A 7,316-nucleotide genomic window follows, 5' to 3' on the forward strand; every position below is an offset into this window, starting at 1 on the left:
GCAGATCTCGCTGATCAACGTGTGGAACCGGCTCAACGCGACGGTCAAGCAGGTGGCCGGCGCGCAGTGGTGACGACCGCGACGTTGCCCCCCGCCGCATTTTCTGGAATCATTCCAGATAATGCGTCGGAGGGTCGTCGCCCGCGTGGTGACGGCCCCGAACGAAAAGGAGTGCGCTCATGTTCGCCGCCGGCTCCGGTGCCGTCACGCTTCCGTCGATGGTCCTCGGAGGACTGCGGCCGCTCTACCGGCAGATGGCACGCGCCAACGTGCGCACCGTGGGCTTCGTGCACACCGTGGGCGCGAACCGGTTCGAGGTCCGGCTGACCGCGGCGGTGGGTGGACCGACGCTCGACATCCGTTCGCGGGACCGGACGATCGCGTTCACGGTGCCGCTCACGGCGCAGTTCCGGGCGCAGCCGGAACTCGATCCGGGCAGCTACCGGACGCTGTGCGCGATGCTGACGCCGGACGACGCTCCGGCGGCCGGCACCGTCGTCCGCTTTCTGCAGGGCCTCGTCGCGCAGGCGCCCGCCGTGCTCTCCCGCACGGACACCCCCGCGGCCTGAGGGAGCCCGCCGCGACGGGGTTCGGCTGCCGAGACGGTGCCCGGGGGGCATGATCGGATCGGGACCGAACCGTGGTCCGGAGGAGGGTGACGATGGCGGAGGAAGGCGAGACCCGTCGATTCGGACTGCTCGGGTCCGCGATGGAGGAGTTGCTGGAGAGGACCCGCGCCGTGGCGGACGCGGTCGGGTCGATCGGGAGCGACGCCCTCGGCGCGATTCCCGAGCCCCTGTCCGCGCCCGCGAACCGGATGCTCGGCTCTCTTCGGCAGGTGATGGAGCTCGTGCCACCCGTCCTCACCGAGTTCGACGCACTCGTCGAGCAGCTGCACGCGCAGCGAAAATCGGTGCAGGCGCTGCAGGCACAACTGTCGGCGTTCGACCGTCAGTTGGAGGTGGTCGAAAAGTCGCTGGCGCCGTTGCAGGGTCTGGCCCATCAGTGGTCCCGTCTGCAGCAGTCGCTGCTCGACTACCCCGCCACCGGCGAACCGGAGAAGTCCGGCCCGTCGGAGGCCTGATCGACCGGATGCGTCGGCTCGTCCGGCGCCGCAGCATCCCGGTGCGTCCTTCGGGCTGCTGGGACAGCCCAAAGGACGCACCGGCGGCGCAGCCGCCTACAGGCCGGGGCGCTTGCCGATCGTCAGGGTGACCTCGCCGGTGCCGGCGAAGAAATCGTTGCCCTTGTCGTCCACGACGATGAACGCCGGGAAGTCCTCGACCTCGATCTTCCACACCGCTTCCATACCCAGTTCCGGGTATTCGAGAACCTCGACCTTCTTGATGCAGTCGAGTGCGAGGCGCGCGGCCGGCCCGCCGATGGAGCCGAGGTAGAAGCCGCCGTGGTTCTTGCAGGCGTCGGTGACCTGCTGCGAGCGGTTGCCCTTGGCGAGCATGACCATCGAGCCGCCCGCGGCCTGGAACTGCTCGACGTAGGAGTCCATCCGGCCGGCCGTGGTGGGGCCGAACGAACCGGAGGCCATGCCGTCCGGCGTCTTGGCCGGCCCGGCGTAGTACACCGGGTGGTCCTTCAGGTACTGCGGCATTCCCTCGCCGGCGTCGAGGCGTTCCTTGATCTTCGCGTGCGCGATGTCGCGGGCGACGACGAGCGGGCCCGTGAGGGACAGCCGGGTCTTGACGGGGTGCTTGGACAGTTCGGCGAGGATCTCCGGCATCGGCCGCGTCAGGTCGATCTTCACCGCGGCACCCTTGCCGGTGCCCGACACGCCCTCGGTCTCGGCGTCGAGCTGGGCGTCGGTGATCTCGGGCAGGAAGCGGCCCGGGTTGAACTCGAGCTGTTCGAGGAACACGCCCTCCGGGGTGATCTTCGCCTTCGCCTGCCGGTCGGCGGAGCAGGACACGGCCAGCGCCACCGGCAGCGACGCGCCGTGCCGGGGCAGGCGGATGACACGCACGTCGTGGCAGAAGTACTTGCCGCCGAACTGCGCGCCGATCCCGATCTTGCGGGTCAGCTCGAGCACCTGCTCCTCGAGCTCGAGGTCGCGGAAGCCGCGGCCGGTGATCGCGCCCTCGTTCGGCAGCTCGTCCAGGTAGTGCGCCGAGGCGTACTTGGCGGTCTTGAGGGCGAACTCGGCGGAGGTGCCGCCGACGACGATCGCGAGATGGTACGGCGGGCACGCGGCGGTGCCGAGCGAGCGGATCTTGGCCTCGACGAATCGCATCATCGAGTCCGGGTTCAGGATCGCCTTCGTCTCCTGGTACAGGTACGACTTGTTGGCCGATCCGCCGCCCTTGGCCATGAACAGGAACTTGTAGGCGTTCTCGTGGCCGGCCGCCGTGTCGGCGTAGAGCTCGATCTGCGCCGGCAGGTTCGAGCCGGTGTTCTTCTCCTCCCACATGGTGAGGGGAGCGTTCTGCGAGTACCGCAGATTGAGCCGGGTGTACGCGTCGTACACGCCGCGGGCGATGGCTTCCTCGTCGTTGCCGGGACTGAGGACGTGCTGGCCGCGCTTGCCCATGACGATCGCGGTGCCGGTGTCCTGGCACATCGGCAGCACCCCGGCGGCGGCGATGTTGGCGTTCTTCAGGAGATCGAGCGCGACGAACTTGTCGTTGTCCGACGCCTCCGGGTCGTCGAGGATGCTTGCGAGCTGCTTCAGGTGATCCGCGCGCAGGTAGTGCTGGATGTCGTGCAGCGCGGTCTCGGTGAGCAGGCGCAGCGCCTCGGGCTCGACCTGCAGGAAGGTGCGGCCGCCCGGTCCTTCGACGGTGGACACCCCCTCGGTGGTCAGCAGCCGGTACTCGGTGGGGTCTTCCCCGATCGGCAGCAGGTCCTCGTAGAGGAAGTCGGCCATTTCTTCTCCTGAACTGTCCTGGACAGCGGGGCTGATGTTCGCGACAAGGCTAGTCCGGGCGACACGGCGCCCCGACGCCGGGGCGTGTGACGCAATCCGCTCCCGCACCCGTCGTGACCTGCGTCACTACCGAATTCGGCCGTCGCTGTGGCGCCGGTCACGGCCCCGGCGGCACGCGATCCGTACACTGGTATGGATGGTTCGTACGGCACAGGAACGGGTACTCGGAGAGCATCGGGTACCCGGAGGGCACCGCTTCCGACAGACCCGAGAGCGGGAGTTCGAGAACACATTGAGTACCGAGACCGTGCCGACGACGGCACTTGCGCACCGCGGATCGCTTCGCGGCGCCCACGCCTGGCTCGACGTCGCCGTCGTGGTGGTCGTCCTCGTCGCCACCAACCTGATCGCGCACTTCACCACCGTGTGGGCCAGCATCGCGACGGTGCCCATCGCGGCCGTGGTGCTCGTCGCGCTGATGCGCCGCCGGGGCATGCGCTGGTCCGAACTCGGGCTCTCGCCGCGCCACTGGCGGTCCGGTTCGCTCTACGCGCTGGGCGCCGCGGGGATCGTGCTGGCCGTGATCGCCGTCGGCGTGGCGCTGCCCCCGACCCGGCAGTTCTTCCTGTCCGACCGCTACGCCACGATCTCCGGCGCGCTCCTCGCATCGATGATCGTCATCCCGCTGCAGACGGTCATCCCCGAGGAACTCGCGTTCCGCGGCGTGCTGCACGGCACGCTCGAACGTGTCTCGGGTGCGCGCGGCGTGTTCGCCGCCGGATCGCTGCTGTTCGGCCTGTGGCACATCGCCTCGTCGCTCGGGCTCACGAACGGCAACCGCGGGCTCAGCGGCGTCCTCGGCGGCGGCCTGTGGGGACAGGTACTGGGCATCGCCGGAGCGGTCGTGGCGACCGCGGCCGCCGGATTCGTCTTCACCTGGCTGCGCCGCCGCAGCGGGAGCCTGATCGCCCCGATCGCCCTGCACTGGTCGCTCAACGGCGCCGGTGCCCTGGCCGCGGCCCTGGTCTGGCACGCCACCCTGAACTGACCGCCGGCGAACCGTCACCGCGGTACCGTGCGCTGATGGCACTCGCGGTCTGCCTGCTCTTCGACGCCGCCGCCCGGCGCGCCCTGCAACAGCTGTGGGCCCGGCTCGAAGATCTCGGTGTGCCGACGCTGCTCACCCATACCCACGGCCGGCACGTGCCGCACCTGTCGTACGCGGTGCTGCGCAGCTACGACGTCGACGACGTGACGGCCGCGCTCGAGGCGCTGCCCGACGGCGGGCCGCTGACCCTCTACTCCGACGGCCTGGGCGCCTTCCGGCGCGGACGGATCTGGCTCGCGCCCGCCCCCACCGCCGACCTCCTGCGGCGCCAGCAGCGTGTGGTCGACACCGTCACCGCCACCGGCGCGGACCTGCACAAGCACTACCGTCCGGGCGTATGGACCCCGCACCTGACCCTCAGCCCCCGCGCACGGCTGGACGACCTGCCGCGGGTGGCCGCGGCCGTCTACGACGTGCTGCCCCTCGCAACCGCCGTGTCCGGCGCGGCACTGATCGACACCACGACGGGGGAGCGCCGTCCGTTGCGGCGGGTCCCGTGACCGACGTCGCTCACTCCTCGGGGTTCTCCACCCACTTGCCGTAGGGCGGGGGCCCCTCGCCCATGATCTGCACTCCGAAGTGCGGGGCGTGCTTCCACACGTAGCCGTGCAGGGTGTGTTCCTCCGACGTCTGCGTGTTGACGAGGACGAGGTCTCCCGTCGCGCGCTCCTCGAGCGAGAACCCGCTCTCCGGGCCCTCGAGTACCCACCACTTCTTCCTGCTCATGATCGATGCCCTCCGGTGCGGGACGGGACAGGTCTCGGGGCGGACGTTACTCCCGAGCGGGCCTTCGCGGCACCGGTTCGCCGATCCGGGTCATCGGCTCCCCAGCAGACGGCGGGTGGTCTCGTCGGCGGGGTAGAACGCCTCGATCGCCAGTTCCGCGACGGTGACGTCCAGCGGCGTGCCGAACAGCGTCGTCGTGCTCAACAGCGACAGCTCGCCGTCGTCGGTGCGCAGCCGCAGCGGCACCACCAGGGCGTGGGCGCCGGCCGGGTCGAGCTCGGCGTCGTGGCCGTCGTCGCACGGGTAGGCGGCCAGTTCGGCGTGCAGCCGTCGCAGCACCGGGTCGCCCGTCGCGGCGAGCTGGTGCCGCAGGCGTGTCAGCAGGTGCGCCCGCCACTGGCCGTGGTTGGCGATGCGCGGCGCCATGCCCTCCGGGTGCAGCGTCACCCGCAGCACGTTCACCGGGGGCTCGAGCAGCCGCGGCGCGCAGCCGTCGAGCAGTCCCACCACGGCGTCGTTGGCGTCGACCATCGTCCAGTGCCGGTCCACCACCAGCGCCGGATACGGCCGGTGCGACGCCAGGATCCGCTCGATCGCGTCGGCCACCGCGGCCATCGGCACGTCCCCGAGTCGGTGCTCCGGATACGCGGGGGCCAGGCCGGCCGCGAGCAGCAGCGAGTTGCGCTCCCGCAGCGGGATGTCGAGCTGATCGGCCAGGCGCAGCAGCATGGTGCGGGTCGGCCGCGACCGGCCGGTCTCGAGGAAGCTCACGTGCCGCGCCGAGACCTCCGCCCGGTTGGCGAGCGCGAGCTGGCTCAGGCCGCGACGCTCGCGCCAGTGCCGCAGCAGCACTCCGACGGGTTCCTCGTGCACGGTGGTCATGCCCGTCACCGTAGGCGCGGAGTGGGAAGGGCGGCCATTACCTGCCGGGTAATCGATTCGGGCACCGGAGCGCGGCAGTCTCGTCGGTGTGCGGCACACCGCCGCCACCGACCGACCGGGAGGACCCCATGACCGCCTACGCGATCGCCCATCTGCGTTCCGTCGACTTCGGCCCCGAGATCGTCCGTTACCTCGAGGAGATCGACGACACCTTCACGCCGTACGGGGGCAGGTTCGTCGTCCACGGCGCCGAACCCGAGGTTCACGAGGGACCGTGGCCCGGCCACGTCGTGGTCGTCGAGTTCCCCGACCTCGAGCAGGCCCGCGCCTGGTACCGGTCGCCGGCCTACCAGGCGATTCTGCCGCTGCGCACCGAGCACTCCGACAGTTCGGCGATCCTCGTCGACGGCGTGCCGCCGGGATACCGGGCGAGGGACTACCTCGCCAAGGTGGGACGCGGCTGATCCGTCCGCGGTTCAGCGCAGGATCCCGGCCGCGCGGGCCGGCGCCGCATACGCCTCGGCGAGGGTGTCCACCGTCTCGTGGGCGTTGAGCCCGCTCGGATTCGGCACCACCCACACCGGCACCCCGCCGAGCGTCTCCGCCTGCAGCCCCGCGACGGCCTTCCGGTGCCCGAACGCCGACCGGTACGCGGTGATGCCGGCGACGGCCACCACCCGCGGCCGGTGCAGCGCCACCACCTCGGCCAGCCGCACCGCCCCGGCCCGCAGTTCCTCGGCCGTGAGCTCGTCCGCGCGGGCCGTGGCGCGCGGCGCGAGATTGGTGATCCCGACGCCCCGCTCGATCAGGTGGGCCCTGTCTTCCTCGCTCATCCCCGAGGTGGGGTCGATGGGCCGGAGCAGGATGCCGGCCCGCAGCAGCGCCGGGTAGAAGCGGTTGCCGGGCCGCGCGAAGTGCGCACCCGTCGCCGCCGTCCACAGGCCCGGGTTGATGCCCACGAACAGCAGTCGGCAGTCCGGCCCGATCAAATCGGGCACCACCGCGTCACGGAAGCGTTCGAGTTCGGCGCGCGTGAATCCCACCCGCCCCACGGTAGCGAGCGGCGCCGCCGGCCCCGGCAGTGCCGGGCCCGGGGAGTGTGGCCGCCATCGCGCCCGCGCCCATCGGCTAGGGTGAAATGCGCGTCGTGGCGGGACCGGACAGCCGCGGCGAGCAGGGCCGAAACGATAGGGGAAGGTGTGCAGCGCCGGAACGTGATCGGTAACCCCGTCGGAGACTCGTCCGGCCGCGAGGTGGCGCTACCGCCGTACACGGATCTGCTGTGGCCCACCCTGCAGGCGCTGATCGGGCTCGGAGGCTCGGCCTCGATCGAGGAGCTCGAGAAGGCCGTCATCGCGCGCGAAGGTCTGTCCGAGGCCGCGCGGTCCGTACTGCACGGCGACGGGCCGGTCACCGAGATCGAGTACCGGGTCGGCTGGGCGCGCACCTACCTCAAGGGCATGGGGCTGCTCGCCAACACCCGTCGCGGCGTGTGGAGCGTCACCGACCGCGGCCGCGCGGTGCAGGAATCCGAGATCAAGCCCCTGCAGGTGGCATACACCGCGGAGAAGCGGCGCAAGCGGCTCGTGCGCAACGCGTCGTCGCGCGCGCAGGTGGTGACCCTCGCGGCCGCCCCCGAGGATCCCGAGCTGTGGCGCGAGCCCGTGCTCGCCGCCGTCGCCGAGCTCCCCGACGAGGGCTTCGAACGGCTCCCCGTCGCGG

General features: G+C 71.2%; 10 protein-coding genes. 6 read left to right on the forward strand and 4 right to left on the reverse strand.

Going from position 1 to position 7,316, the window contains the following annotated elements; all coding sequences use genetic code 11:
- Nucleotides 1-179: 179 nt before the first annotated feature.
- Together CQZ88_RS11920 and CQZ88_RS11925 are read left to right on the forward strand one after the other, a co-directional pair.
- Nucleotides 180-569 (forward strand): hypothetical protein, encoded by a 390-nt coding sequence (locus CQZ88_RS11920; RefSeq protein WP_050034851.1) that lies wholly within the window; start codon nt 180-182, stop codon nt 567-569.
- Between the two features lie 92 nt (nt 570-661).
- Nucleotides 662-1,084, forward strand: a complete 423-nt coding sequence (locus CQZ88_RS11925) for a hypothetical protein (protein ID WP_050034852.1) — start codon at nt 662-664, stop codon at nt 1,082-1,084.
- Nucleotides 1,085-1,180: 96 nt separating this feature from the next.
- Here the strand turns inward: CQZ88_RS11925 and CQZ88_RS11930 are convergent, their stop codons facing one another.
- Nucleotides 1,181-2,878 carry a fumarate hydratase gene (locus CQZ88_RS11930; RefSeq protein WP_102799793.1) on the reverse strand — a complete coding sequence of 566 codons (1,698 nt, stop codon included), beginning with the start codon at nt 2,876-2,878 and terminating at the stop codon, nt 1,181-1,183.
- Nucleotides 2,879-3,170: 292 nt separating this feature from the next.
- Here CQZ88_RS11930 and CQZ88_RS11935 point away from each other — a divergent pair, with 292 nt between their 5' ends.
- Together CQZ88_RS11935 and CQZ88_RS11940 are read left to right on the forward strand one after the other, a co-directional pair.
- Nucleotides 3,171-3,926, forward strand: a complete 756-nt coding sequence (locus CQZ88_RS11935) for a CPBP family intramembrane glutamic endopeptidase (RefSeq protein WP_044475769.1) — start codon at nt 3,171-3,173, stop codon at nt 3,924-3,926.
- A 35-nt stretch (nt 3,927-3,961) separates the two neighbouring features.
- A complete protein-coding gene (locus CQZ88_RS11940) occupies nt 3,962-4,486 on the forward strand; it encodes a 2'-5' RNA ligase family protein (RefSeq protein ID WP_006933916.1) in 525 nt (174 codons plus the stop codon).
- Between the two features lie 10 nt (nt 4,487-4,496).
- Here the strand turns inward: CQZ88_RS11940 and CQZ88_RS11945 are convergent, their stop codons facing one another.
- The gene (locus CQZ88_RS11945; RefSeq protein ID WP_006933918.1) at nt 4,497-4,712 is read right to left on the reverse strand and encodes a hypothetical protein; all 216 of its coding nucleotides are present in this window, start codon (nt 4,710-4,712) and stop codon (nt 4,497-4,499) included.
- 90 nt (nt 4,713-4,802) lie between these two features.
- Nucleotides 4,803-5,594 (reverse strand): helix-turn-helix domain-containing protein, encoded by a 792-nt coding sequence (locus CQZ88_RS11950; protein WP_006933920.1) that lies wholly within the window; start codon nt 5,592-5,594, stop codon nt 4,803-4,805.
- A 128-nt stretch (nt 5,595-5,722) separates the two neighbouring features.
- Here CQZ88_RS11950 and CQZ88_RS11955 point away from each other — a divergent pair, with 128 nt between their 5' ends.
- On the forward strand, nt 5,723-6,058 hold the full coding sequence (locus CQZ88_RS11955; protein WP_029542324.1) for a DUF1330 domain-containing protein: 336 nt from the start codon (nt 5,723-5,725) through the stop codon (nt 6,056-6,058).
- Nucleotides 6,059-6,070: 12 nt separating this feature from the next.
- Here CQZ88_RS11955 and CQZ88_RS11960 read toward each other — a convergent pair whose 3' ends face one another.
- Complete coding sequence (locus CQZ88_RS11960) at nt 6,071-6,637, reverse strand: mismatch-specific DNA-glycosylase (protein WP_043799234.1); 567 nt, start codon at nt 6,635-6,637, stop codon at nt 6,071-6,073.
- A 171-nt stretch (nt 6,638-6,808) separates the two neighbouring features.
- Here CQZ88_RS11960 and CQZ88_RS30930 point away from each other — a divergent pair.
- Nucleotides 6,809-7,316 (forward strand): winged helix-turn-helix domain-containing protein (locus CQZ88_RS30930; RefSeq protein ID WP_374703822.1); only part of this gene is annotated, 508 nt, incomplete at its 3' end.

Origin of the sequence: Rhodococcus sp. ENV425, assembly GCF_002887785.1 — a bacterium.
Taxonomy (GTDB): Bacteria; Actinomycetota; Actinomycetes; order Mycobacteriales; family Mycobacteriaceae; genus Rhodococcus; species Rhodococcus aetherivorans.